Annotated in this window: 14 protein-coding genes, 1 tRNA gene, 2 rRNA genes and 3 pseudogenes (1 of these 20 running past the window's edge); 12 read left to right on the top strand and 8 right to left on the bottom strand. The window is 69.2% G+C overall.

What is annotated here, in order from left to right; translation table 11 throughout:
* Positions 1–4: 4 nt before the first annotated feature.
* The 5 genes and pseudogenes from ettA to KGS77_RS23665 form a co-directional block, all read right to left on the bottom strand.
* The gene (gene ettA / locus KGS77_RS23690; protein WP_242585008.1) at positions 5–1,669 is read right to left on the bottom strand and encodes an energy-dependent translational throttle protein EttA; all 1,665 of its coding nucleotides are present in this window, start codon (positions 1,667–1,669) and stop codon (positions 5–7) included.
* A gap of 215 nt (positions 1,670–1,884) precedes the next feature.
* A pseudogene (locus tag KGS77_RS23685) lies at positions 1,885–3,310 on the bottom strand (LAETG motif-containing sortase-dependent surface protein).
* A gap of 231 nt (positions 3,311–3,541) precedes the next feature.
* Complete coding sequence (locus KGS77_RS23680) at positions 3,542–4,216, bottom strand: single-stranded DNA-binding protein (protein WP_242585007.1); 675 nt, start codon at positions 4,214–4,216, stop codon at positions 3,542–3,544.
* A gap of 164 nt (positions 4,217–4,380) precedes the next feature.
* Positions 4,381–6,431, bottom strand: a pseudogene (locus KGS77_RS23675) (GTPase).
* Between the two features lie 609 nt (positions 6,432–7,040).
* Entirely contained in the window at positions 7,041–8,768 is a 1,728-nt protein-coding gene (locus KGS77_RS23665; RefSeq protein ID WP_242585006.1) for a dynamin family protein, read from the bottom strand.
* A gap of 302 nt (positions 8,769–9,070) precedes the next feature.
* Between KGS77_RS23665 and KGS77_RS23660 the strand changes: the two genes are divergently transcribed.
* A tRNA-Arg gene (locus tag KGS77_RS23660) sits at positions 9,071–9,143 on the top strand.
* A 228-nt stretch (positions 9,144–9,371) separates the two neighbouring features.
* Here KGS77_RS23660 and KGS77_RS23655 read toward each other — a convergent pair.
* Entirely contained in the window at positions 9,372–10,070 is a 699-nt protein-coding gene (locus KGS77_RS23655) for an SDR family oxidoreductase (RefSeq protein ID WP_242585005.1), read from the bottom strand.
* Positions 10,071–10,581: 511 nt separating this feature from the next.
* On the opposite strand from KGS77_RS23655, the gene KGS77_RS23650 reads away from it, so the two are divergent.
* The 11 genes and pseudogenes from KGS77_RS23650 (at position 10,582) to KGS77_RS23600 (ending at position 22,286) form a co-directional block, all read left to right on the top strand.
* Positions 10,582–10,722: a hypothetical protein gene (locus tag KGS77_RS23650; protein WP_242585004.1), complete on the top strand. Its 141-nt coding sequence runs from the start codon at positions 10,582–10,584 to the stop codon at positions 10,720–10,722.
* A gap of 368 nt (positions 10,723–11,090) precedes the next feature.
* Positions 11,091–12,896, top strand: a complete 1,806-nt coding sequence (locus KGS77_RS23645) for a 1-deoxy-D-xylulose-5-phosphate synthase (RefSeq protein WP_242585003.1) — start codon at positions 11,091–11,093, stop codon at positions 12,894–12,896.
* A gap of 196 nt (positions 12,897–13,092) precedes the next feature.
* Positions 13,093–14,247 (top strand): annotated as a pseudogene (gene ispG / locus KGS77_RS23640) (flavodoxin-dependent (E)-4-hydroxy-3-methylbut-2-enyl-diphosphate synthase); the annotation flags it as partial.
* A gap of 140 nt (positions 14,248–14,387) precedes the next feature.
* Complete coding sequence (locus KGS77_RS23635) at positions 14,388–15,461, top strand: polyprenyl synthetase family protein (RefSeq protein ID WP_242585002.1); 1,074 nt, start codon at positions 14,388–14,390, stop codon at positions 15,459–15,461.
* Positions 15,458–16,441 (top strand): 4-hydroxy-3-methylbut-2-enyl diphosphate reductase, encoded by a 984-nt coding sequence (locus tag KGS77_RS23630; RefSeq protein ID WP_242585001.1) that lies wholly within the window; start codon positions 15,458–15,460, stop codon positions 16,439–16,441. Before KGS77_RS23635 ends, KGS77_RS23630 begins: the two co-directional genes overlap by 4 nt.
* An 84-nt stretch (positions 16,442–16,525) precedes the next feature.
* Positions 16,526–16,852, top strand: coding sequence for a hypothetical protein (locus KGS77_RS23625; protein WP_242585000.1), 327 nt, complete (start codon positions 16,526–16,528; stop codon positions 16,850–16,852).
* Entirely contained in the window at positions 16,849–17,217 is a 369-nt protein-coding gene (locus KGS77_RS23620; protein ID WP_242584999.1) for a polyhydroxyalkanoate synthesis regulator DNA-binding domain-containing protein, read from the top strand. Before KGS77_RS23625 ends, KGS77_RS23620 begins: the two co-directional genes overlap by 4 nt.
* A 41-nt stretch (positions 17,218–17,258) precedes the next feature.
* Positions 17,259–18,794, top strand: a complete 1,536-nt coding sequence (locus KGS77_RS23615) for an AarF/UbiB family protein (RefSeq protein ID WP_242584998.1) — start codon at positions 17,259–17,261, stop codon at positions 18,792–18,794.
* Positions 18,795–18,839: 45 nt separating this feature from the next.
* Positions 18,840–19,010 (top strand): hypothetical protein, encoded by a 171-nt coding sequence (locus KGS77_RS23610; RefSeq protein ID WP_242584997.1) that lies wholly within the window; start codon positions 18,840–18,842, stop codon positions 19,008–19,010.
* A 502-nt stretch (positions 19,011–19,512) separates the two neighbouring features.
* On the top strand, positions 19,513–20,520 hold the full coding sequence (locus KGS77_RS23605) for a hypothetical protein (RefSeq protein ID WP_242584996.1): 1,008 nt from the start codon (positions 19,513–19,515) through the stop codon (positions 20,518–20,520).
* 182 nt (positions 20,521–20,702) lie between these two features.
* A complete protein-coding gene (locus tag KGS77_RS23600; protein WP_242584995.1) occupies positions 20,703–22,286 on the top strand; it encodes a prenyltransferase/squalene oxidase repeat-containing protein in 1,584 nt (527 codons plus the stop codon).
* A gap of 98 nt (positions 22,287–22,384) precedes the next feature.
* Here KGS77_RS23600 and rrf read toward each other — a convergent pair.
* Positions 22,385–22,501 (bottom strand): 5S ribosomal RNA (gene rrf, locus KGS77_RS23595).
* A gap of 76 nt (positions 22,502–22,577) precedes the next feature.
* Positions 22,578–25,079, bottom strand: a 23S ribosomal RNA gene (locus tag KGS77_RS23590); it runs 620 nt beyond the window's last position.

The raw sequence follows: 25,079 nt of genomic DNA, 5'->3' as shown, positions 1-25,079 counted from the left end.
CCGGTCAGCCCCGGGTCAGCTTCTTGTACGTGGCACGGTGCGGACGGGCCGCGTCCGGGCCGAGCCGCTCGACCTTGTTCTTCTCGTACGACTCGAAGTTGCCCTCGAACCAGAACCACTTGCTGTCGCCCTCGTACGCCAGAATGTGGGTGGCGACGCGGTCCAGGAACCAGCGGTCGTGGGAGACGACCACGGCGCAGCCGGGGAACTCCAGCAGCGCGTTCTCCAGCGAGGACAGGGTCTCGACGTCGAGGTCGTTGGTCGGCTCGTCCAGGAGCAGCAGGTTGCCGCCCTGCTTGAGGGTGAGCGCCAGGTTGAGGCGGTTGCGCTCACCGCCGGACAGGACGCCGGCCGGCTTCTGCTGGTCCGGGCCCTTGAAGCCGAAGGCGGAGACGTACGCCCGGGAGGGCATCTCGACCTGGCCGACGTTGATGTAGTCCAGCTCGTCGGAGACGACGGCCCACAGCGTCTTCTTGGGGTCGATGTTGGCGCGGCCCTGGTCGACGTAGGAGATCTTGACGGTCTCGCCGACCTTGATCTCGCCGGAGTCGGGGGTCTCCAGGCCCTGGATCATCTTGAACAGGGTGGTCTTGCCGGCACCGTTGGGGCCGATGACACCCACGATGCCGTTGCGCGGCAGCGTGAACGACAGGTCGTCGATGAGGACCTTCTCACCGAACGCCTTGGAGAGGTGCTCGACCTCGACCACGACGTTGCCCAGACGCGGGCCCGGCGGGATCTGGATCTCCTCGAAGTCCAGCTTCCGGGTCTTCTCGGCCTCGGCAGCCATCTCCTCGTAGCGGGACAGACGCGCCTTGGACTTCGCCTGGCGGCCCTTGGCGTTGGAGCGGACCCACTCCAGCTCGTCCTTCAGGCGCTTGGCGCGTTTGGCGTCCTTCTGGCCCTCGACCTTCAGGCGGGCGGCCTTCTTGTCCAGGTAGGTGGAGTAGTTGCCCTCGTAGGCGATCGCACGCCCGCGGTCGAGCTCCAGGATCCACTCGGCGACGTTGTCGAGGAAGTACCGGTCGTGGGTGACGGCGACGACGGTGCCGGCGTACTTGGCGAGGTGCTGCTCCAGCCACTGGACGGACTCGGCGTCCAGGTGGTTGGTGGGCTCGTCCAGCAGCAGCAGGTCGGGGGCCTCCAGCAGCAGCTTGCACAGCGCGACGCGGCGGCGCTCACCACCGGAGAGGTTGGTGACGGGCCAGTCGCCGGGCGGGCAGCCCAGGGCGTCCATGGCCTGTTCGAGCTGGGTGTCCAGGTCCCACGCGTTGGCGTGGTCGAGGTCCTCCTGGAGCTTGCCCATCTCCTCCATCAGCGCGTCGGAGTAGTCGGTCGCCATCAGTTCGGCGACCTCGTTGAAGCGCTTGAGCTTGCCCATGATCTCGCGGGCGCCGTCCTGGACGTTCTCCAGGACCGTCTTGGACTCGTCCAGCGGCGGCTCCTGCATGAGCATGCCGACGGTGTAGCCGGGGGCGAGGAGGGCGTCACCGTTGGACGGCTGCTCCAGCCCGGCCATGATCTTCAGCACCGTGGACTTACCGGCGCCGTTGGGCCCCACGACGCCGATCTTCGCGCCCGGCAGGAAGCTCAGCGACACGTCGTCAAGGATGACCTTGTCGCCGTGGGCCTTGCGCGTCTTGCGCATCGTGTAGATGTACTCAGCCAAGAGAAACCGTCCGGCAGTCTGGATCTGTCATGGTCAACATGCGGCTCCGCCGCGTGGGCCGATGCATGTGCGGCTCCGCCGCGCGAGGGCAGATACACCCATCTTGCCGCACGGCCGCCCTCCGAAGGAAACGGGTACCAGGCGCACCGACGGCCGCGGCCCCGGGGCGGGCGGTGCGCTCCGGGGCCGCGAGGTGATCGAACGTCACCGCTCGGTCACTCCGCGGGACCGGTCTTCTTCCTGCGGACGAAGAAGACGGCGCCGCCGCCGACCACGACCAGCGCGACCGCTATCCCGCGATCACCGGCGTGGCACTGCTGGACCCGGTCTCGGCGAGGTCGGTCCCGGTGGAGCCACCGGCGCCACTCCCGTTACCGGTCCCGGTGCCGGTCCCGGTGCCGCCTGCCGAGGCGGGTACCGGCTGGGCGTTGGGCCTGGGCGCGGCACTGCCGGCGGTCTTGCAGTCCAGCACTCCGGTGAAGGTCTTCCTGAAGCCGCCCGCGCCCTTGATCGTTATCTCGTACGCCTGGTCCTCGGCCACCGGCACGGTGATCGTCCGCGCCTTGCCCGGAGCGATCTCGTACGACCTGCCGGAGAGCTGGAACCGGAACGCCTTGTCGCCCTTGTTGGTGGCGGTGACATCCACGCCGTTCTTGGCGCAGTTCTTCTCGGCGGATATCGCCGGGACGGCGCCCTGCTTCTTCCAGGAGACCGTGGCCGTCGCCGAGACGGTGGACTCGCTGGAACCGGCCAGGATCATGGTCTGGCTCCTGACCTGGCCGACGTTGCCGGTGAAGGCCCGGCCGACCGGGACCTTCGTCGCGGCCTGGGCGGTCAGTGAGGTGGTGCCGTCGGCCGTGCCCTTGGGCACGTCGAAGAAGAGCTTGGCGCCGTCGGTCACATCGGTGGCCGGCTTGCCGTCCGCACCGACGATCTTGACGCCCTTGGGCATGTCCGCGGCCGGTGCGACGCTGACGCTGCCGGCGTTGGTACGGACCGTGACGGGGCCCAGACGGCCGCCGGTCCTCCCGGAAACGGCGGGGTCGTCCAAGGTCAGCGACGCCTTGGGCTCGGGCAGGTTCTGCGCGCTCTTCTCCAGGTAGTCGGCGAGCTTCTCCGCGGCCGGGTCGACGGCCTCGACCTTGGCGTGGTCGGAGAAGCGCCAGATCGCGACCTGGGTGCCCGCGGCGGCGGCCTTGTCCGTCAGCCTGCCGGCCCCGGCCTTCTTGGCCAGTGCGGCGAAGTCGTTGACCTGCGGGTAGGAGTTCTGGAGGATCCAGCGGATCTTGCCCGCGTCCTTGTTCCCCGTCAGCGACGAGGCGCTCCAGGGCACCTCCTGGTACTTCGCCTGCCGCTGCGTCGGGTTGTGGATGTCGATGCAGTACGTCTGGAGCGTGCCGCCGTTGTCCACCGCCATCTCGAAGAGACCGGCACCGACCTGCTGATTTCCGTCCTCGCCGTGGACGACCGCCTGTCCGAAGGTCTTCAGCCCCCGAGGGTGGCGGTGGCGCCTGCGTGCACCGGCGCGGTCTCCTCGGCCGCGGCGGTACCCGCGGTAGCCACGACACCCGCGGCGACCAGGCCCGAGGCCAGGACGGCGGCAGCAAGGCGCGCTGCGCCCCGGCTCCTCACAGAAATCATGAATTTCCCCTCTGGGCGAGACGGGGCGGATCGGGGAGGTGTCTCGCCGGAAAGAACAGAACCCAACAGACTCAACAGCCGAATGTGTCAGCCCCCGTGAGTACCTGTCGGATCCTAGAGAGCGGGCGTACCAGGGTCCCCGGTAATGCCGTCCTATAAGCGATCCGAATCGCAATCGTTACCGTACAGAGCCCTCCTGACCTGGGATTATCGACATATCTCCGGGAGGTTTCAGGGCACTGACACCTTCTCAGGCGAATCACTCAGCAGCGTGAGCACGCGGCCCGCGGAGGTGGTCGCAGGACTTCGCCGGCCCGGCCGGCCCGGAGGTGCGGGCGCGCCCAGGGGCATGGACGCCGCCTTCGGCCCGGGCCCCGCCGCCCCTTCCTCCGGCGTGGCTTCTGCCTTCGTCACGGCTGGGGCTCTCGTCGCCGCCTCCGTACTCGACGCCGCTTGTGCCGCTCCCACCGCGTCGACCATGGCCACCGCGGTGGCGGCCGATGTGCCGGGCTGCGGTACGAGGTCCGGGCGGGCCCGCGAGATCCTGCGGAAGGCGGCGGTGCCGCGCGACAGGTCGTGCCCGATCGTGAAGGCGTCGACTTCGGCGGAGACCCACCGCTGCCCGCCGCGGTCCTCCGGCCGCTCCCCTTCCCGCATCCTCAGCCGGCCGTGCACGACCAGCGGCTCGCCCACCGCCACCGACGCGGCGAGGTTGTCCGCCAGGGAGCGCCACGCCCGTACCGTATAGAAACTCGTGTCACCGTCGACCCAGCGCTCGCGCGCCTTGTCCCACCGCCGCTCGGTCGTCGCCATCCGGAACCGCGCCACCGACACGCCCGCCGTCGTCTGCCGGTACTCCACCGCCGTCGCGACGTTCCCCACCACCGTCACCGTCGTTTCGTACATCGAACCCGCCTCCCCCTCCGCCGGTCTTTCCGTGCGTTGGCGCCATGCTGCACAAAATTTCCGACGCCTGCCGAAGCCTGTGGGCTACCGAGCAGTTGTGGACAACTGCGTCACTCCGAGGAGGGAAAAGGCGGAAGAGGGAGGCGGCGAGGGGGCCTTCCGGCTTACAACCCCGCCGCCACCGCGTACTGTTCACGCACCTCCCGGTAGCGGAACAGTTCGGCCGCGACGGGTTCCAGGACCCGGGCCCGCCCGCACGCCGCCGACGCGTCGCGCAGCCGCCGTTCGGCCTCCTGCCCGTACCGCCGCGCCGGTCCACGTGCCATCAGCCCGCACGCCCACGCCAGCGCCGGCCCGCCGGCCGTCCCCACCGCGCCGAGCAACAACGCCACCGGCCAGGCCACCTCCCCCGTCACTCCCGTCACCGCTCCCAGCAGCCACATCACGCCGACCACTTGCAGGGCCAGCAGAAGTCCCTGTGCGGCGGCGGCCACCGTCCACCACCGCGGCTTCACGGGCGGCCCGGCCCGCAGCGCGCCGTCGGCAGCCGCCACCACGGCGTCCAGCGCCTCCGGCAGCCCCTCGGCCCCCCGCTCGGCCGCCTCCCGTACCGCCTGCGCCCAGGGCACGGGCAGTCCGCGAGCCGCCTCGCCGGCCACGGCCCGTACGGCTTGCTCCACCACCGGCCGAGCCGCCGCCCGCCGGTCCAGAGCACCGCTGCCGCCCAGCGCACCGCTGCCGGCCAAAGCATCAGCACCACTGCCGCCCAAGATTCCACTGCCGCCCAAGATCCCGCTGCCGGCCGACGGCCGCACGCCGGGCCCCACTCCGCCACCGCCCCAAGCCCCCGGGCCCGCACCCGCGCCCACACTCACTCCGGCACCCGCACCCGCACCGGCTCGCCTCAGCTTCCGCCCTCCCCATAGGCGCCACAGCCCCCCGACGCGAACGAGCCGAGACCGGCGCGCCAGTTGATCCGACCGCAGCCGATCCTCCGACCACGTCCCCCGCCGATCCTCCGACCGCGCCCCTGACCAGCCCTTAGACCGCCGCGCCGCTCCCCCTGCCCCCACCCGCCGTGCCGCCGGCCGCGCCGCGCGACGTCCACGGAACCGCCCCCACGCCGTCCCGCAGGCCCATTCCTCGTGCCGCAGCCAGTCACGTTCCGCCGCACGCCCCATGGCCATCGCCCCGACCGCCTCGGCCAGTTGGTCCTCGAAGTCCTCACGCGCCCCCTCCGTCAGGCCGATCCGCCCCTCCGCCACGTACACGGGCCGCAACCGCGCCGCCACCGCGTCCACATCAGCGGTCAGCCGCCGGCCCGCGGCACCTCGCTCCGCGACGAACTGCCCGAGCAGCTCGCGCAGTTCACCGACCCCTTCGCCGGTGGCCGCCGACAGCGCGAGCACCACCGCACCCGGCTCACCGTGCTCCCCAGCGCCAGCCCGTCCTCGTCCAGCAGCCGGCGCAGATCGTCCACCACCTGGTCGGCGGCCTCGCCGGGCAGCCGGTCCACCTGATTGAGCACCACGAAGGTGACCTCCGCGTAGCCCGCCAAAGGCCGCAGATACCTTTCGTGCAGCACGGCGTCCGCGTACTTCTCCGGGTCGACCACCCAGATCACCGCGTCCACCAGTTTCAGCAGCCGGTCGACCTGCTCGCGGTGCCCGCCTGCCGCCGAGTCGTGGTCGGGCAGATCCAGCAGTACGAGTCCGTCCAGCCCGGCGGCGCTCCCGGAGCCGTACGCGAAGTCTGTCCCGAAGATCCCGGATCCACCCCCGACCCTGCTCCCGCTCCCACTCCCGCCTCCCCCCATCGCACCGGCCACGCCCCCGGCCCCGGCCCCCGAACCGGTCCCAGGCCCGGTCCCCGAGCCGTTCCCCGGCACACACCTCCGCGCCTCCGGAATCCCCAACCGGTGCAGCAGCCCGTCCGCCCCTGACCGGCCACCCGCCCACACACAGGCCACGGGCTCCGAAGTCGTCGGACGACGTACCCCCACCTCGGACCGTTCCTGCCCGGCCAACGCGTTGAACAGCGACGACTTGCCGCTCCCGGTCGCTCCCGCGATGGCGACCACCGTGTGGTTCCTGGACAGCCGGCGCCTCTCTTCCGCCGCGAACAGCACCTGCCCCGCCTCGGCCAGCGTCTCCCCGTCCAGCCTCGTACGGGACAGGCCGACCAGTTCCCGCAGCGCGTCCAGCCTGGTCCGCAGCCCGTCCGTGGCCGCCGCCCGCCGCTCCCCGGCCGACGCGCGTCCGTACCCGCTCACGTTCCGGTCCGCGTTCCGGTCCGCGCTCCAGTCCGTACCGGCGTCCTCGCCCGCACGGCCGCCCCACATATCGCCCCCGTCGGCCACCCCCATCAAATCCGCCAGCCCCTCCGAATCCACCATTCCGGCCAGCCCCACCCAACCCGGTGCTCTCATACGCGCCTCCGCCACGGCCGCCGCCCGCGCCCGTCGCCGCTCGGCCGCAAACCCCGCCGGGCCTCCCTCCGGCGCCCTGCGCGCGATCAGCCCGTCGTCCCACACCCCACGCACCCCATCCAGCCCCCCGGCCCGCCCTCCCACCCCTCAACCTCCTCCCTCACACCTCTCACATCACCCACTTCACCGACTTCACTGACTTCGCCCACTCCACCCCCTTCACTCGCTTCACCCACCTCACCGGCCTCGACCAGCCCACACTCGCCACCCTCCTCCCCTCCCACCTCACTCGAAGCACCCCTCCCCTTCGCCTCCCAAGACCCCGCAGAAACACTCACCGCGCCACCATCTCCCTCTTCTCGCGCTGCTCCCTCTGCAATACGGACAGCGCGGCGATCAGCCCGACCTGATGGGCCGTCGGCACTCCCCACCACTCCAGCGGAGCCAGCCGTCGTTCCCGCTCACCGTCCAGCGCGTGCTCCAGGTACGTCCTGAGCAACCGTTCCCCCCGGTCCCGCAGCCGCAGCGCGCCATGGGCCCCCAGCAGTCCCGCCAGGTGCTGCCCCGCCGCCCGCGCCCGCCGCCCGCCGAGCAGCGCGATGGCCAGCAGCGCCGCCGCTTCCTCCGCGTCGAGCGCACCCGCACGCTCCCCGGTGCCCACCCCTCGTACCCCCATAGCCCCTCGTGCTCCTCGTGCCCCTCGCGCCCCACGTTCCTCCCGCACCTCCCGCACCTCGTCCTCGGCCAGTTCCTCAAGGCAGCGCCGCCAACGCCGTACGAGAACCCCCACCCGCCCGGCCGCCCCGTCCGCCACCTCATCCCCGACCTCATCCCTGGCCTCACCCCCAACCTCATCCCCGGCCTCACCTCCGGCCCGTTCACCCATCCCTCCCCCAGCACCCCCACAGCCGCCGTATCCGGCCGAGCGGCCAAAGCCACCGAGTCGCGGCGCCACGCGTCGGCGATCCGCTCGTCCGCCTGCTCCACAGCGCAGCGCAGCAGGGAGGTGAGCCCGCGGGTGAGCGCGTCCAGCAGCTCATCAGGGCGTCCACCGAGCGCGTGGTCCCTCCAGTGGGCGCGGGCGTCCCCGGAGAGCACCTCCCCCTCGGCGATCTCCTTCCGCACCCGCTCCGCGGCCTCCTCGTACGCCTCCTCGACCCGGTCGGCCAGGCGCAGCGCGGCGGCGTGCTGCGCCGCGCAGGCCCCGGCCAGCGCCGGCATACGGCGGCGCAGGGAGGCGATGATCCCGGCGCTGGTGCGGTGGGCGGCGGCGGTACGGGCGATGGGGTCCCGGGCATGCCGTTCCAGCCACTCGCGCAGCCCGGCCACCGCCGTCGCGGGCAGCAGTCCGCTTCCGCCACCCGCCGATTCGGGCAGCTCGGGGATGGTGAACCGGGGGACATCGGCCAGGCCCGCCCGTGCGAGCAGCGCCGCGTACCGTGCCGAGACGTCCAGGGCGATCTGATGCGGTACGCGATCGAGCACGGTGACCAGCGTGACGTCGTACTCCTTCGCCGTACGCAGCAGGTGCCACGGCACCGCGTCCGCGTAGCGCGCGGCGGTGGTGACCAGCACCCACACATCGGCGGCACAGATCAGCTCGGCCGCCAGCTCCCGGTTGCGGGCGACCAGCGAGTCGATGTCGGGGGCGTCCAGCAGCGCGAGCCCACTGGGCAGCGCCTCGTCCGTCTCGATCCGCAGCGCCTCCGCCCCGGCCGCCGCACCGGCCCCCGCGTCCTCCTGCCCCGGTGTCCGGATCCTGGCAAGCTGTGGCAGCACCCGCTGTCCGGCGAACCAATGGTGATCGTCGGGGTGGCACACCAATACGGGCGTACGCGTCGTCGGCCGCAGCACCCCCGCCTCACTCACCCGCCGTCCGACCAGCGAATTGACGAGCGTGGACTTGCCCGCCCCGGTGGATCCGCCGACAACCGCGAGCAAGGGCGCCTGAGGGGAGCGCAGGCGGGGCATCACATAGTCGTCGAGCTGGGCGAGCAGCTCACACCGGCCGCGTCGGGCGCGGGCGGCACCGGGAAGTGGCAGTGGGAAGCGTGCGGCATCGACGCGGTCGCGCAGTGCGGACAGCGCGTCGATGATCCGGGGTCGTACGTCCGAGGTCGCCACACGTGCAGAATGCCCAATTTTGGCGGGTTTTTGAAGCGTATACCCCCTCGTGTGCGCCGTCTGAACCCGTACAAATCGGAATCAGTGACACACGGGGCACATGGGACAGGAGAGACTCAGGCATAACGAGTACACAACACCCGCCGCGCGAGACGCCAAAAGCGGTGCGCGATTCGCACCTGCCTGCGATTATCGGGACCGCTTCACCGAACCTCCACAACGTGCCACGGAGGTGAAGCAACCAGGACGAGGCACACGGACCCCTATCCTTGTCCGCGGCCCGTGATCCACGTCCACCACCGGCCCCCGTAGCTCAGTGGATAGAGCAGGTGCCTTCTAAGCACTTGGCCGCAGGTTCGAGTCCTGCCGGGGGCGCAAACCGAGCCTCACCAGCGAAAACACCGGTGAGGCTCTTCTTTGTCCGGGAGCACATCGCCGACGGACCAAGTGCCTTGACCTGCCCATCGTCATGGGCAGGTCAAATGACCGGTGCGGCCTCGCCGCGCGACATCGCGTACGACTCACCGCGCGCCATCGCGTACGGACGCGTGCACTCGACCGCTTGTTCGAGTCGGCTTTCGTGGGCAGGGCGCGAGCGCGAGGTCAGTTGGCCTGGCCGAGCGGTCGCATGGTGATGTGGTTGACGTCCATGCCCTCGGGCTGGTTGACGGCGAAGAGGATGGCCTCGGCGATCTGCTCGGCGGTCATCGCCGGTGACGTATCGGGGCGTCCGCCACGGTTGTCCCAGAACGGGGTGTCCACGATCCCGGGGGCGACGAGGGTGACGCCGACTCCGTCCTTGGTGACCAGGAGCCGGGTGTTCTCGGCGAGGGCGTGCGCGGCCCACTTGGTGACCGAGTACAGGTTGCCGGGCGTGTGCCTGACGCCGGCGACCGAACCGACGATCACGATCCGGCCCTTGGACTCCCTGAGGTGCGGCAGTGTCTCCCGTACCAGCAGGGACGGGCCGAGGACATTGGTGAGGACCATGGCACGCATCGCCTCGGGGTCCTGGTCCTCCAGGGTGCCGGGCAGGGAGAACCCGGCGTTGGCGATGACGGTGTCCAACCGGCCCCAGGTGTCGACGACCTGACGTACGGCGGAGGCGACATGGCTCGCGTCACTGGCGTCACCGGTGAACGTCAGCAGTTGCTCCCCCGCTCCGGCGGAGGCGGCGAAGGCAGCCAGGCGGCCGGCGTCGCGTCCGGTGACGGCCACACGGTGGCCCTGCTTGAGCAGGGCGCGGGCGGTGGCGGCACCGATTCCGGTCGAACCGCCGGTGATCAGCGCGACGGATTCCATGGGACGGCCTCCTCGTTGATGGCGGGCATCGGCGGCCCGCCAGGGTTCCAGGTGTCGCTGAACGCGGGCCGGCGCATGGCGTCGACCGGCTTCGTATCGCCACCGGTCCCCGGGGCCCGGTCATGGCCGAACGGCCGGCCGTACGGGCAGCCGGGCAACTCCTCCAGCGCACCGCCGGCGATCGGCCGCGCATGACCGTTCTCGATGCTAGGGGGCGTAACCGGTCGTGATCAAGGGGTGGCTGATATACGCCCCTTGGCCCGGACCACGCCGGACTACCCGACTCTCCCGGAGCACCTCCGAGCACTCCGGAGCACCCCGGCCCCTCAAGGCCCGGGGACACCGGCGGGTCGCGTGATTCCGCCAAGGGCGCGCAGAAGTGAACGGTCTGCTGACGGTCGTCGCACGCGCGCAATGCTGAGCGCGCGGCATCACCGTGCGCGGCGATGTGCGACAGCGGGTGTCTGGAGTGGGTGGAGGAACAGGGTGGTGTCCCGGGGATGCTCCGGGGATGCCTGAAGATGCCCTGGCCGTCGTGGTCCGGCCAGGTCCTGAGCTGCCGGAACACCGTACGAGGCAGGGCCGGAACAGCGACCGCCCACCGGCGCGGACCGCCGCGGTCCGGGTGTGCGCCTGGGGTGAGCGGACCTGATGGCGTGTGCTCGGTGGGCCGGCGCGTACGCCCGGGAAGTGCTGAAGGGCGTCACTCCGCGCGCCGTCCGTACGGGGTTGCCGGCGGCGGCGGTTTGCGGTGGGCTCGAAGTGGCTGCTCGGCAGGGCCGCGGAAGGAGCGATGCGAGATCGCTCGGGGGCCGCGGGGCCGGCGGCCGACGCCAGGGGGGAATCGTCTTTTCGACGCCGGATGGTTCCTCCCTGCGTGCAGGGATGTGCATGTGGGCGGTGCCCGCCGCCCATCAGACGTCCGTTCCCGGATAACCAGTGCTCAGGGGGAAATCCATGCGTCTTGCCCCGAGTCCGACGCGGCTTCCACCGGCTGCCGATGACGACGGTGACACTGCCATGGCTGCCATACGGTGGTCACCGCAGGCCCTGCGGGCGTTATCGCCGCGCGAAACGGTCGCGGTGGCCGAACGGATACGAACCTTCCTCATCGAGAACGTCTGCGGGACCGGCGGCCACCTCGGCCCCAATTTGGGTGCGGTGGAGCTGACTCTGGCGTTGCACCGGGTTTTCGACTCGCCCCGCGACGCCCTGATCTTCGACACCGGGCACCAGGCGTACGTGCACAAAATCATCACCGGACGTGCGCACGGCTTCGACCGGCTGCGGCAGCGGGGCGGGTTGTCCGGATATCCCAGCCGCAGCGAATCGGTGCACGACTGGGTGGAGAACTCCCATGCCTCCACCAGCCTGGCGTACGCGGACGGTCTGGGAAAAGCCTTCGCGGCAAGGGGCGAAGGCGACCGGTGGGTCGTTCCGGTGATCGGGGACGGCGCGTTGACCGGCGGGCTGGCCTGGGAGGCGCTGAACAATCTGGGGACGGCCGGGCGCCGCCGTATCGCGGTGGTGCTCAACGACAACGGCCGTTCCTACGCGCCCACCACCGGGGCACTGGCCGATCACCTGAGCGCCCTGAGGCGGCCGTTGGCCCAGGCCGATGCCCCCGTAAGCGCCTATGTGGACGGCCCGCCCGAGGCGCGCAACCTCTTCACCTGCCTGGGATTCACCTATCTGGGTCCGGTGGACGGCCACGACCTGGACGCGGTGGAGGCGGCGCTGCGGCAGGCGCGCGAAATCGGCGGCCCGGTGCTGGTGCACACCGTCACCGTCAAGGGCAAGGGCTACGTACCGGCGGAGACCGATGACGCGGACTGCCTGCACGCGGTGGGCGTCGTGGACCCGGCCACCGGTACCGCCCGCGACACCGCTGCGCCCACCTGGACCGATGTCTTCGCCGGCGAGCTGGCGGAGCTGGGCGCCGGCCGCGAGGACGTGGTGGCGGTGTGCGCGGCGATGCTGCGCCCGACCGGGCTGGGGCCGTTCGCCGACCGCTTCCCGGGGCGGGTCTTCGATGTGGGCATCGCCGAACAGCAGGCGATGTGCTCGGCCGCCGGGCTGTCCATGGGCGGCCTGCACCCGGTCGTCGCCCTCTACGCCACCTTCGCCAACCGCGCCTTCGATCAGTTGCTGATGGACGTCGCCCTGCACCGGCTGCCGGTCACCCTGGTCCTGGACCGGGCCGGCATCACCGGCCCGGACGGCCCCTCCCATCACGGCATGTGGGACCACACCCTGCTCTCCCTGGTCCCCGGCCTGCGGCTGGCCGCCCCACGGGACGCCACCACGCTGCGCACCCTGCTGGGAGAGGCGCTGGCCGACCAGGACGGCCCCACCGCCCTGCGTTTCCCCAAGGGAGCGGTGGGCGCGGACGTACCGGCGGTGGGCCGTATGGGGCAGGTGGATCTGCTCTCGGCTCCCGGGCGCGACGTGCTGCTGGTGGGTCTGGGGGCGATGGCCGCTCCCTGCCTGGCCGCCCGGGAACGGCTGGCCGCGCGCGGTGTGGAGGCCACCGTCGCCGCGCCGCGCTGGGTGCTACCGCTGCCGCCGGAGCTGGTGCAGCTCGCCGCCCGTCACACGCTGGTCGTCACGGTGGAGGACTGCGCCCGTACCGGCGGGGTGGGCTCCGCGCTGGCCCAGGCCTGCACCGACGCCGCGGTCGCCGCCCCCGTACACAGTCTGGGTCTGCCCCGGACCTTTCTGACCCACGGTTCGCGCGCCGAACTGCTGGCTGCCACGGGCCTGGACGCCGGCGGCATCGCCACCGCCGTCCACCTGGCCTGGAACGCCCGGCACCGGCGCCGATGACGCACCCGCCGTCCCGTACGCGCCGAACGGTCCGTACATGCTGAAGGGTCCGTACGCGCCCACCGCTCCGTACGCACCCACCGCTCCATACGCACTCACTGTCCCGTACGTACCCGCCCGCCACTCCGTACGCGCCCACCGCCCCGTACGTCCCGCTCCCCGCCCTTGATGACGCGCACCACCCCCGGAGGCTTCGATGACCACCACCAACCTGCCCATACCCGAGGTCCGCGCCCGGCCGGCCGGCTCACCCCCATACCCGCCCCGGCCCCCGTCCCCGGCCGCCGCACCTCCCCAGACCCCGGAGCGCCGCCGCTCCCGCCAGCTCCACGTCGGCGATGTCCCGGTGGGCGGCGGCGCCCCGGTCTCCGTCCAGTCGATGACCACCACCCCCACCACCGACATCGACGCCACCTTGCAGCAGATCGCCGAACTGACCGCGGCCGGCTGCCAGATCGTACGGGTGGCGGTGCCCTCCCAGGACGACGCGGACGCGCTGCCCGCCATCGCCGCCAAGTCGAGGATCCCGGTGATCGCGGACATCCACTTCCAGCCGCAGTACGTCTTCGCCGCCATCGACGCCGGGTGTGCGGCGGTCCGCGTCAACCCCGGCAACATCAAGAAGTTCGACGACAAGGTCAAGGAGATCGCCCGGGCCGCCTCCGACGCGAAAGTGCCGATCCGGATCGGTGTCAACGCCGGCTCGCTGGACCGGCGGCTGCTGGCCAAGTACGGCAAGGCCAGCCCTCAGGCCCTGGTGGAATCCGCGCTGTGGGAGTGCTCGCTGTTCGAGGAGCACGGCTTCACCGACCTGAAGATCTCCGTCAAGCACCACGACCCGCTGACGACGGTCGCCGCCTACCGCCGGCTCGCCGCCGCCTGCGACTACCCGCTGCACCTGGGGGTGACCGAGGCCGGACCACCCCCGCAGGGCACCATCAAATCCGCCACCGCCTTCGCCATCCTCCTGGCCGAGGGGATCGGCGACACCATCCGGGTCTCGCTGACCGCGCCGCCGGTCGAAGAGGTCAAGGCCGGCCTGCAGATCCTGCAGTCCCTGGGCCTGCGCCGACGGCAACTGGAGATCGTCTCCTGCCCCTCCTGCGGCCGTGCCCAGGTCGATGTCTACCGGCTCACCGAACGGGTGGCCGCGGCTTTGGACGGCTTCCCACACCCGCTGCGGGTGGCGGTGATGGGCTGCGTGGTCAACGGCCCCGGCGAGGCCCGCGAGGCCGATCTCGGCGTTGCGTCCGGCAACGGCAAGGGCCAGATCTTCCGTAAGGGCGCCGTCATCAAGACCGTACCCGAATCGAAGATCGTCGAGGCTCTCGTCGAAGAGGCCCTGCGCCTCGGCGAAGCCCAGGCCGAACAGGCCCGTGTGGAACAGGCCCAGGCCGAACAGTCTCGTGTGGAACAGGCCCAGGCCGGACGGACCGAGACCGGGCAGCCCCGGGCCGGGCAGGGCGGAAACCAGGAACCGGAGCCGGCGTCATGACCACCGCCGCTTTGGAAACGCCGCTGGACCTCCCCCTCCTGCGCAAGCGGATCGATTCCTGCCTGGACCACTACCTGACCGTCAAGGCGTACGCCGCGCGCACCGAAAACCTGCCCGCGCTCCCGCTGGAGGTCCTGCGCGACTTCCTGTTCGCCGGTGGCAAGCGCATCCGCCCGCTGATGTGCGTCCTGGGCTGGTACGCCGCCCGCGGGCGGGGCGAGGCCGACCCGGTGCTCCGGGCGGCGGCCTCCCTGGAGCTCTTCCACGCCTTCGCCCTGATCCACGACGACATCATGGACCGCAGCGACACCCGCCGCGGCCACCCCACCGTTCACCGTACCCTTGCCGAGCGCCATCAACACCGTACGCATCACATCGAGTTCGGTGAGCACGCCGCCATCCTGCTGGGCGACCTGGCGCTGGCCTGCTCCCAGGAGATGCTCAACGGCGCGGGTCTGAGCACGGCCCAGCTCACCGTCGCCCTGCCCACGCTGGACGCCATGCGCACCGCGGTGCTCTACGGCCAGTACATGGACCTGGACACCGCCGAACAACTGACCGACGACGTGGAGCGGGCGCTGGCCGTCGTCCGCTACAAGACGGCCAAGTACACCGTCCAGCACCCGCTGCACCTGGGTGCCGCCCTGGCCGGTTCGGGGCCTGCCGTACGGGCCGCGCTGAGCGCCTACGCCCTGCCGCTGGGCGAGGCGTTCCAACTGCGCGACGACCTGCTGGGCGTCTTCGGCGACCCCGCCGTCACCGGCAAATCCGTCCTGGACGACCTGCGGGAAGGCAAACGCACCGTCCTGCTCGCCCTGGCCCTGCGCCACGCCGACGCCCGCCAGGCGCGGACGCTGCGCCACCTGGTCGGCGACCCGGACCTGGACGAGGAACAGGCCGCCACCTTGCGTACCGTCCTGGCCGGCACCGGTGCCCGCGCCCGGGTCGAGACGCTCATCGACTCCCACCTGCACACCGCTCTGCGCGCCTTGGACTGCGCGCCCTTCCCCGCCGACGCCCGGGACGCGCTGCGCGAGGTCGCCCACACCCTCACGGAGCGTGCCCTATGAGCACACCGACCGCCCGGCGCCGGGTACTGCTGGCGGCTCCCCGCGGCTACTGCGCCGGCGTCGCCCGCGCCGTCACCGTCGTCGAGAAGGCTTTGGAGCTGTACGGCGCGCCCGTCTACGTACGCCACGAGATCGTCCACAACAAGTACGTCGTGAAGTCCCTGGAGCACCGGGGCGCCGTCTTCGTCGACGAGGCCACCGAGGTCCCGGAAGGCGCCACCGTCATCCTCTCCGCCCACGGGGTCGCCCCCGGCGTCCATGAGGAGGCCGCCGCCCGCCGTCTGACCACCATCGACGCGACCTGCCCGCTGGTGACCAAGGTCCACAAGGAGGCCCTACGGTTCGCCCGCGAGGATTACGACATCCTGCTGATCGGCCACGCCGGGCACGAGGAGGTCATCGGCACCAGCGGCCAGGCCCCCGACCACATCACCGTGGTCGACGGCCCCGACGACGCCGCGACCGTCGAGGTCCGCGACCCGGAGAAGGTCGCCTGGCTGTCCCAGACCACGCTGTCCGTCGACGAGACGACGGCCACGGTCGCCGCCCTCCGGGCCCGCTTCCCGCACCTGCTCTCCCCGCCCGGCGACGACATCTGTTACGCCACACAGAACCGCCAGGCGGCGGTCAAACGGCTGGGTGCCGACGCCGACCTGGTCCTCGTCGTCGGCTCCCGCAACTCCTCCAACTCCGTACGGCTCGTGGAGGTCGCCCTGGACGCCGGCGCGGGCGCGGCCCGCCTGGTGGACACCGCCGAGGACATCGACGAGGGCTGGCTGACCGGCGTACGGACGGTCGGTGTCACCTCCGGCGCCTCGGTTCCCGACCTCCTCGTCGACGGCGTCCTGGACCGGCTCGCCACGTACGGATTCACACGCATCGACGTGGTACGGGCGGCCGAGGAGCACCAGCTTTTCGCCCTGCCCCGCAACCTCGTGCCCCGGACCACCGGGCCGCCGCCCCCGGACGCACCGGCCTGACCACCGGCCTCGCCACTGGCCTGACGGCCGACCGCCACCCGCGCCACACCGGACCCCCGTAGAGAACCAGAAGGAGCAGACACCATGGCCCGCCGTACCGGCATCACCAAGACCGTCTCGAACATCGTCGACGACATCAAGGACATGCTCGACGACGCCCTCGACAGCGTCTGCGACCTGGAGCACGACACCCGCGACTCGCTGAGCAGGAGCCTGCGCCCGGAGCGCGAACGGGACACCGAGCGGGACACCGAGCGGCGCCGTACGGGCCCGGACGAGGCACGGAGCCCGCAACTGGAGATGGCGGCCCTGTGGTCCAAGCTCGGGCAGATCGAGGAGCTGCTGCGCCAGCAGCAGGAGGGGACCGTCGCCGCCCAGCCCGCGGGGCGCGCCAAGCAGCCGTCGTCGTGACGGTGCCGGGCGGTCCCGGCCGCCTGCCCCCGGCCGGAGCCGGTTCGCCGCGCCGGCACCGGCACCGGCCGGGGCCGCCGCCCGACCGCGTCCTGAACCGGCACGGCGGCGGCCGGCTCATCGACGTACGGCTGCACGAACCCGTCACCCTCGACGAACTGATCCAGGACCTGCGTGCGAGCCGCCAGTTCGTCGTACGCGACCACCGGACCGGCGAGGACTGTACGTACCAGGTACTGGCCGAGGTGATCGCCTGGGCACTCGGGGCGTGGGTCCCCACCGCGGCAGCCCACAGCCCCCTGAATCCGGCCACGCTGCTGGGCGACCCGCCACGCCGCGGTGCCACGCCCACCGGAGGACGCTGAGCCCCGCACCCCGGCCTCCCGCGCCTTTATTGGAGCTGCCCATGGCAACCGGCCGTGCCCGCCTGGTCCTCACCACGTTCGGCACCCTGCTCGTCCGCGAGGGCGCGCACACCCTCGCCCGGCACACCCGGCACCGCGACGCCGACGGTGAGAGTGCCGCACGTGACCGGGCCCGCGCGCTGCGCGAGGCCCTGGAGAGCCTGGGCCCCTTCTACATCAAGGTCGGCCAGATCCTCTCCACCCGTCCCGACCTGGTCTCCCCCACCCTGATCGAGGAACTGCAGACGCTGCACGACCAGGTCAGCCCGTCCCCCTTCGCCGACTTCGAACCGGTCATGGCCGGCGACCTCGGCCCACTGTGGGCAGCCGGCTTCCGCGACATCGACACCGACCGCCCCCTGGGCACCGCCTCCCTGGCCCAGGTCTACGCCGCCACCCTCGCCGACGGCACCCCGGTGGCCCTGAAGATCCAGCGCCCCGGCGTACGCCCCCTGGTCGAAGCCGACATGGCCCTGCTGACCAAGGCGGCCCGCTTCCTCGCCCGCCAGTCCCCCCGCTTCAACGCCGTCATCGATGTGAGCGCCATGCTCGGCGTCGTCTTCGACGCCATGCGCCCCGAACTCGACTTCACCCTCGAAGCCCGCAACATGCACCAAGCCCGCACACACACCGCGGACTTCAAACACCTCACCGTCCCCACCCCGATCTCCGCCACCCCCCGCGTCCTGATCCAGAGCCTGGCCCCGGGCTGCTCCATCGCCGACGCCCGCCCCCACGACTTTTCTCTGGAGGAACGCGCGGGCATCGGGCGGGACCTGCTCGCCTTCATGTACCGCTCCTACTTCCTGACCCGCACCTTCCACGCCGACCCCCACCCCGGCAACATCCTCGTCCACCCCGGCCAGCCCGCCCACCTCATCGACTGGGGCATGGTCGGCCGCATCGACCGCCCCTTGAGCACCAGCATCCTGCTGGTCCTGCTCAGCCTCGCCCAGAACGACGGCGCCGCCACCGCCAAAGCCTGGATCGAGATGGGCCACGCCACTCCCTGGGCCGAAGTCACCGACTTCATCGAGGACATGGCCGCCCTCGTCCCCCAGATCGCCACCGCCACCCTGGAAGAACTCAACTTCGGCGTCACCCTCACCGCCATCCTGGAACACTCCACCCAACGCGGCATCAAAACCAGCCCCATGATCTCCGTACTGGGCAAGTCCTTCGCCAACCTCGAAGGCTCCATCCGCAACCTGTGCCCCGAACTGTCCCTCATCGACATCTTCGAAGAGGAATTCCGGCACATCGCCTTCCGCCTCGCCACCGAAGCCCTCTCCGAGAAACAGGCCGCCCGCACCGCCCTCGACCTCATCCTCGGCAGCGCCACCGCACCCCAGCAGACCCGCAGCATCATCCGCGACCTGTCGAATCGCGAACTCACCGTCCAGGTCAACCAGCTCCCCATGAACCGCGCCCTACAAAACCTCCCACTCAGCAACCACAAAGTCCTCCGCGACTCCCTCGCCGTACTCCTCGCCCTCACCTGGTGGAGACGCCACCGCCACCATCAGCCACCCACCTGATACGCGCACGCCCGCGGCCGAACCCCACCGGAGGGAGACACCGCCGTGCTGAGCCAACCCCGAGGACTGCTCTTCTGGCTGGTCCTGATCACCTTCCTCTTTCTCGTAGCCATAGCCCCCGTCCAGACCGCCCACACTCTCCTGGACATGGCCCACGGCATCACCAAATTCTTCACCGGCCTCAAAAAATTCGTAGAAACCCTCAGCGCCTCCTGACTCGCCATTCAGTCAAGCCAATCCCCAACGGAAGGCTCCCCCATGCGAACCCTGCTCCTGGCCCTCGCCCTGTGCACCCTCCTCACCGCCGCAGCCTGCGCCACCACACCCCCCATAACCGCCGACGTACGCATCGTCCCCCCACCCGCGATGGCGTCACCCTGGCCATCTCCCAACCAACCTCCCAACCAACCGGTGCAGCCCCCACCCGCCGCAGCCACAAACAGATCGCTCACCGCGTCTTCGCCGGCTTCTTCAACGCTGACACCACAACGCGCGTCGTCCGCCGCTCGCCCGACCGGTCCTGACGAGGGCCGTGCTGCTTCCTCCGCCCCACCATCTCCGTCTCTGCCTGCCTCCTCCGTGACTCCCGGCACGCCACCTGCCTGCCGGCCTGCCACGCCTCTTCCCCCCTCTGAGCCCCCGTCACCCACGGCGGACAAGAAACCCGAAACAGACAGCACAGAGCATGCGCCGCAGCCCGCTCCGAAAGGCACCCACGATGACCACCGAACCGGTCAGGGCCTGGAACAAGGTCAATGACGGCACCGACCGAACACCGATGTACGAAAGCCTGCAGCGGCATTTTCCCCAACTGGCGGGAGTATGGGCTGCACAGCCTCCCGAATTCACCCGGATCGGACATGCCGTGGAACGGCACATCCGCGCCTGGGCGGAAGAGCACCACCTCATGGAAAATTCGGTGGTCCGTGACAGGGAATACCGCTCACGTCTGGCCCTGGGGATCCATCTGGGGTGGTGGAAAGTCACCGACCCGGTCATGGCGGAGATCATCGGGGAGGGCATGTGGTGGCTGACCGTATTCGACGACGTCCACTGCGAGGAACGCGCCCGAGCCGATATGCCGGGCTTCGCACGACGCATAACCACCATGATGCGCATGCTGGAACCCGGTGCCCGTCCCACCGAGCCCGGCTTCGCCTCGGCCCTGGCTGCTTTCGTGGCCCGGCTCCGCGCCACCGCAAGTGGTCGCATGACAGAGCGCGTCGTGATGGCGTACCACGCCGCCTTCGCCGCAATGCTCTGTGAAGCCCTGCTGGAGGACCCGGCCGACGTCACACTCGAAGACTTCACGGTGCTCCGTAGGCATGTGGTCTACGGACACATCAGCGTCCTCTTCGCCGAGCTGGCCATGGAATGCGACCTGCCCCCCGAGGTACGCGATTCCCCGACCGTTCACGACCTGCGGATGGCTGTGGCCAACGACATCGGCTGGGTGAACGACATCTACTCCGCCTTCAGGGAACACGACGTTCGCGGAGGGCTGCCGTTCTCCCTGCCCGGCGTACTCGCCGCGCACCATGCATACGGCCTGGACGAGGCAGTCGACCGGTCCGTGGCGATCCTCGACGCAGAGATCGCCCGGGTCCGCCGCCTGTCGGACGAGCTCGCGGCTTCGCCCGACCCCCAACTGAGGGCTTTCGCCCAGGGAATGGCAGTACTGGTGAGTTCCAACGGCTGGTACGAAGCCAATCACTTCTACCGATGATTCCGGTGAACCTTCCCGCCTCCTGCTGTCCCCATAGGACAGCAGGAGGCGGCACCGGACAAGCACCGGAGCGAAATACCTCCGCATCACCAGAGTGCTCCCACGGCTACCGGGTGCCGAGCCGTGTTTCCGCCGCTCGGTCGCATGCCTGCTTTTCGAACTGCCCGGAACGGAAGTCCACCGTGAAGAACCACACTCCCTTTGACCTGCATGCAGCCAAGCTGCTGAACGAGGCAACCGCCGACGACCTCGGGCAGAGCACACCATCGGTGTACGAGACCGCCCGCCTGGTGTCCGACGCCCCGTGGCTGGAGGGCCACAGCCGGCGGGTCCGCTTTCTTTGCGAGCGTCAGAACCCCGACGGCACCTGGGGCACCGCCGAACACGGACTGCTGCAGACCCTCAGCGCGGCCGAGGCACTGCTCACCGTCCTCGCCCGCGGCGACGATGTCCACGTCCCCCGCCCCCAACTGGTCAACACCACCGCACTCGCCGTCACCCGCCTCAGTCACTCGCTCGGCAACCACCAGTGCCCCCCGACGCTGCCCGACACCGTCGCGGTCGAACTCATCGTTCCCGCCCTGATCGACCGGATCCACCAGCACCTGGGCCGCTGCGCACGCAGTCGGCCACCCTTTCTTCTGCCCTGGGCCTCCTCCATACTTCTCGCCCGGCCGAAAGGGTGCCTTCCTTCGGTCCTGGCCGAGCTGCGCGCTGCGGTCTACCAGGGAGAACCACTACCGGAAAAGCTCTGGCACACCTGGGAGATCCTCGCCCCGGCCACCGAACACCCCGACCGTCACATCCGTCCGTACGAGGGGGCCGTGAGCTGTTCCCCGGCTGCCACCGCCGCCTGGCTGGGCCGGCCACACGACAGCGAGCGGCGACAGGCCGGCCTCCGCTACCTGCACCGTATACAGAGCCGCTACGGTGGCCCGGTCCCCGTCGCCGCCCCCATCACCACCTTCGAACGCGCCTGGATCGCAGGGCTCTTCGCCCATCACGGCGTCCCGCACACCCCGCCGCCCGCGCTCCTCGCCGGTCTGCGCGATGCGCTGGGTGAGGCCGGCGCTCCCGGCAGCCCCGGTCTTCCCCCCGACGCCGACGACACCGCTGCCGTTCTCTACGCCCTCCTGCACCACGGCGACCACATACGCCCCGACAGTCTCATGCCGTACTTCACCGACGACCACTTCTGCTGCTACCCCGAGGAACGGTCCCCCTCCTCCAGCACCAACGCCCACGCCCTGGAGGCTCTTGTCCTGTACGTGGCGCGTCACCCCGCCGACCGCGGGCGCTACCGGTCCGTCATCCGTCGGACCATCGACTGGCTGCTCGCCCAGCAGCATCCCGACGGCTCCTGGAGCGACAAGTGGCACGCCTCCCCCTACTACGCCACCGCTTGCTGTGTCCGTGCGCTGGCCGCATTCGCCGGGCCGGTCGCCCATCCAGCTCTGGCCCGCGCGTCGGCCTGGGCGCTGGCCACCCGTCTGCCCGGTGGACGCTGGGGCCACGGCGCAAACGGGACCGTGGAGGAGACCGCGTACGCGGTGTGGATCCTGCTGGGCCGTACGCCGCAGACCGGAGCCGCGCGGCAGGCCCTGACCTCCGCCCGCCGTATCCTCCAGGCCGAGTGCGTCACCGACAACATCCCGGCTCTGTGGCACGACAAAGACGTCTACGCGCCGTTGCGCATCCTTCGCGCCACCCGCCTGGCAGCCCTGCACACCCTTTACCATCTCCCGCGCCGCCGACCGGCTTCATGACCCGGGCTCAGCAATGCACAGGACTGGCTTACAGCTTCCAAAAACGCGAAAAAGCCCCGTAGGGAACCAGGTTCCCTACGGGGCTTTCTCTAAAATTTGTTCGGCGGTGTCCTACTCTCCCACAGGGTCCCCCCTGCAGTACCATCGGCGCTGAAAGGCTTAGCTTCCGGGTTCGGAATGTAACCGGGCGTTTCCCTAACGCTATGACCACCGAAACACTATGAAGATAACAACTCCGGCCAGCAAGGCGAGTTCGTTACTTCAGAACCTACACAGTGGACGCGAGCAACTGAGGACAAGCCCTCGGCCTATTAGTACCAGTCAACTCCACACCTTACGGCGCTTCCATATCTGGCCTATCAACCCAGTCGTCTACTGGGAGCCTTAACCCCTCAAAGGAGGTGGGAGCCCTCATCTCGAAGCAGGCTTCCCGCTTAGATGCTTTCAGCGGTTATCCTTTCCGAACGTAGCCAACCAGCCATGCCCTTGGCAGAACAACTGGCACACCAGAGGTCCGTCCGTCCCGGTCCTCTCGTACTAGGGACAGCCCTTCTCAAGACTCCTACGCGCACAGCGGATAGGGACCGAACTGTCTCACGACGTTCTAAACCCAGCTCGCGTACCGCTTTAATGGGCGAACAGCCCAACCCTTGGGACCGACTCCAGCCCCAGGATGCGACGAGCCGACATCGAGGTGCCAAACCATCCCGTCGATATGGACTCTTGGGGAAGATCAGCCTGTTATCCCCGGGGTACCTTTTATCCGTTGAGCGACGGCGCTTCCACAAGCCACCGCCGGATCACTAGTCCCTACTTTCGTACCTGCTCGACCCGTCAGTCTCACAGTCAAGCTCCCTTGTGCACTTACACTCAACACCTGATTGCCAACCAGGCTGAGGGAACCTTTGGGCGCCTCCGTTACCCTTTAGGAGGCAACCGCCCCAGTTAAACTACCCACCAGACACTGTCCCTGATCCGGATCACGGACCCAGGTTAGACATCCAGCACGACCAGAGTGGTATTTCAACAACGACTCCCCCGCCACTGGCGTGACGAGATCACAGTCTCCCACCTATCCTACACAAGCCGAACCGAACACCAATATCAAGCTATAGTAAAGGTCCCGGGGTCTTTCCGTCCTGCTGCGCGAAACGAGCATCTTTACTCGTAGTGCAATTTCACCGGGCCTATGGTTGAGACAGTCGAGAAGTCGTTACGCCATTCGTGCAGGTCGGAACTTACCCGACAAGGAATTTCGCTACCTTAGGATGGTTATAGTTACCACCGCCGTTTACTGGCGCTTAAGTTCTCAGCTTCGCAACCCCGAAAGGTCACTAACCGGTCCCCTTAACGTTCCAGCACCGGGCAGGCGTCAGTCCGTATACATCGCCTTACGGCTTCGCACGGACCTGTGTTTTTAGTAAACAGTCGCTTCTCGCTGGTCTCTGCGGCCACCACCAGCTCAGGATGCAAGACCCCTCACCAGCAATGGCCCCCCTTCTCCCGAAGTTACGGGGGCATTTTGCCGAGTTCCTTAACCATAGTTCACCCGAACGCCTCGGTATTCTCTACCTGACCACCTGAGTCGGTTTAGGGTACGGGCCGCCATGAAACTCGCTAGAGGCTTTTCTCGACAGCATAGGATCATCCACTTCACCACAATCGGCTCGGCATCAGGTCTCAGCCTTAACGTGCGACGGATTTGCCTACCGCACGGCCTACACCCTTACCCCGGGACAACCACCGCCCGGGCTGGACTACCTTCCTGCGTCACCCCATCACTCACCTACTACAAGTCTGGTCCGTCGGCTCCACCACTCCCCTACACTCCGAAGAGCTCAGGGCGGCTTCACGGACTTAGCATCGCCTGATTCGATGTTTGGCGCTTCAAAGCGGGTACCGGAATATCAACCGGTTGTCCATCGACTACGCCTGTCGGCCTCGCCTTAGGTCCCGACTTACCCTGGGCAGATCAGCTTGACCCAGGAACCCTTAGTCAATCGGCGCACACGTTTCCCACGTGTGTATCGCTACTCATGCCTGCATTCTCACTCGTGAACCGTCCACAACTACCTTCCAGTGCTGCTTCACCCGGCACACGACGCTCCCCTACCCATCACGATCCCCGTTAGGGGTAATACCGCAATGACACGACTTCGGCGGTGTGCTTGAGCCCCGCTACATTGTCGGCGCGGAATCACTTGACCAGTGAGCTATTACGCACTCTTTCAAGGGTGGCTGCTTCTAAGCCAACCTCCTGGTTGTCTCTGCGACTCCACATCCTTTCCCACTTAGCACACGCTTAGGGGCCTTAGTCGATGCTCTGGGCTGTTTCCCTCTCGACCATGGAGCTTATCCCCCACAGTCTCACTGCCGCGCTCTCACTTACCGGCATTCGGAGTTTGGCTAAGGTCAGTAACCCGGTAGGGCCCATCGCCTATCCAGTGCTCTACCTCCGGCAAGAAACACACGACGCTGCACCTAAATGCATTTCGGGGAGAACCAGCTATCACGGAGTTTGATTGGCCTTTCACCCCTAACCACAGGTCATCCCCCAGGTTTTCAACCCTGGTGGGTTCGGTCCTCCACGAAGTCTTACCTCCGCTTCAACCTGCCCATGGCTAGATCACTCCGCTTCGGGTCTTGGGCACGCTACTCAACGCCCTCTTCGGACTCGCTTTCGCTACGGCTACCCCACCCGGGTTAACCTCGCAACATACCGCAAACTCGCAGGCTCATTCTTCAAAAGGCACGCAGTCACGACATACGTGCAAGCACGCATGCGACGCTCCC

The organism is Streptomyces sp. MST-110588, assembly GCF_022695595.1.
In the GTDB taxonomy this organism is placed as follows: Bacteria; Actinomycetota; Actinomycetes; order Streptomycetales; family Streptomycetaceae; genus Streptomyces.
Note: the sequence above shows the minus strand (reverse complement) of the source record. Positions and strands in the feature narration are given on the sequence as shown.

Excerpts from the sequence above, each read along its gene's own strand:
- KGS77_RS23680 (WP_242585007.1), bottom strand. The coding sequence starts at position 4,216 with ATGTACGAAACGACGGTGACGGTGGTGGGGAACGTCGCGACGGCGGTG.
- KGS77_RS23655 (WP_242585005.1), bottom strand. The coding sequence starts at position 10,070 with ATGGAATCCGTCGCGCTGATCACCGGCGGTTCGACCGGAATCGGTGCC.
- KGS77_RS23650 (WP_242585004.1), top strand. The coding sequence starts at position 10,582 with ATGCCTGAAGATGCCCTGGCCGTCGTGGTCCGGCCAGGTCCTGAGCTG.
- KGS77_RS23645 (WP_242585003.1), top strand. The coding sequence starts at position 11,091 with ATGGCTGCCATACGGTGGTCACCGCAGGCCCTGCGGGCGTTATCGCCG.
- KGS77_RS23635 (WP_242585002.1), top strand. The coding sequence starts at position 14,388 with ATGACCACCGCCGCTTTGGAAACGCCGCTGGACCTCCCCCTCCTGCGC.
- KGS77_RS23630 (WP_242585001.1), top strand. The coding sequence starts at position 15,458 with ATGAGCACACCGACCGCCCGGCGCCGGGTACTGCTGGCGGCTCCCCGC.
- KGS77_RS23625 (WP_242585000.1), top strand. The coding sequence starts at position 16,526 with ATGGCCCGCCGTACCGGCATCACCAAGACCGTCTCGAACATCGTCGAC.
- KGS77_RS23615 (WP_242584998.1), top strand. The coding sequence starts at position 17,259 with ATGGCAACCGGCCGTGCCCGCCTGGTCCTCACCACGTTCGGCACCCTG.
- KGS77_RS23605 (WP_242584996.1), top strand. The coding sequence starts at position 19,513 with ATGACCACCGAACCGGTCAGGGCCTGGAACAAGGTCAATGACGGCACC.